General features: G+C 65.6%; 1 protein-coding gene and 1 pseudogene. Both read left to right on the top strand.

Going from position 1 to position 1,178, the window contains the following annotated elements:
* Nucleotides 1-685, top strand: a pseudogene (locus A9Z05_RS38285) (hypothetical protein); the annotation flags it as partial.
* 36 nt (nucleotides 686-721) lie between these two features.
* Entirely contained in the window at nucleotides 722-1,114 is a 393-nt protein-coding gene (locus A9Z05_RS33765; RefSeq protein ID WP_069621839.1) for a RidA family protein, read from the top strand.
* Nucleotides 1,115-1,178 lie beyond the last annotated feature (64 nt).

The raw sequence follows: 1,178 nt of genomic DNA, 5'->3' as shown, positions 1-1,178 counted from the left end.
CGACGCATCGTTCTCGCCGGACTTCGGCGCAACGAATCAGCGCACGCGCTGGATGCTTCAGTTCAGCCAGCGCGTCATCTCGGATCTGTCGCCGCAGTTCGTGATCTACGATGACGGGAAGCCCGGCAGTTCGCCGCAATTCGGCGTCAACCTGGTCCATCTCGTCAACAATGCGTGCGTCGGATACGTCGAGTGGTCGGGTGGGCGAGGGCCATCGACGCTGGCACGTGCGCTTGGGCAGCCGTACAGCGATGTTGCGTTCCGTTGGAAGCTCGCCACCGGCGCGACGTGCACGACGTCGCGCAATCTTTCCGTCACGCTGGAGTATGACCGGGACGGCGCCGCGCTCGATCGTGCGGGTTGGCAGGCGCTGCGCAATGGCCCGCCGGCCGGTTACGCCGCGTATCGAACGTTGGCGGCCGCCCAGCAGGACCCCACGACCCGCGACGGACTGTTCGCGATGGTCAGGTGGCAGGACGCGTGGATCCAGCGTCTGGATCTCTCCGGTTTCGTCAGGTTGAACCTGGCCGATCGCAGCCGGCTCACGTGGCTCGAGGCGCGTTATCGCTTCGCCAGAACCGATGTCGCGCTGCAATGGCAGATCAATGCGGGCGCGTCGTCGACCGAATACGGCGCGCTGCCACAGTCGAATCTCTTCCAGCTGCTCGTCAAGCACTATTTGTGACGCGGCAGCGCCACCTGCTTCAAGGAGAAGCACTGCATGAAACACTATGTGACGTCGGGCAATGAATTGCCGCAGTGGCCGTCGCCGATCAGCCATGCCGTGGTCGCGAACGACACCTGCTATCTCAGCGGCCAGCTTTCGCTGGACGCCGACGGCCGCTATGTGCCCGGTACGCCGGCCGAGGAAGCGCGGCGCGCGTTCGCGAACCTGTTCCGTGCGATCGAGGCGGCGGGATTCAGCCCACGGGATCTCGTGTTCGTCGACATCGCGTTTTCCGACATCGGTGCACTCGCGGACGTGAACGGTGTGTATGCCGACCTGTTTCCCGAGGATCGCCGGCCTGCGCGAACCGTCTATCAGGCGGCTGCGTTGCCGTTCGGCGGCCAGGTCAAGGTGATGGGCGTCGCCGTTCGCGACGCGTCGCGCTGACGCGCGACGGCCCGGACGATCAGCGCTCGACGATGGGGCCGGAAAACGCGCCGAGCAGCGCGAC

The sequence above is a fragment of the Burkholderia sp. A2 genome (genome assembly GCF_001729305.1).
In the GTDB taxonomy this organism is placed as follows: domain Bacteria; phylum Pseudomonadota; class Gammaproteobacteria; order Burkholderiales; family Burkholderiaceae; genus Burkholderia; species Burkholderia sola.
Note: the sequence above shows the minus strand (reverse complement) of the source record. Positions and strands in the feature narration are given on the sequence as shown.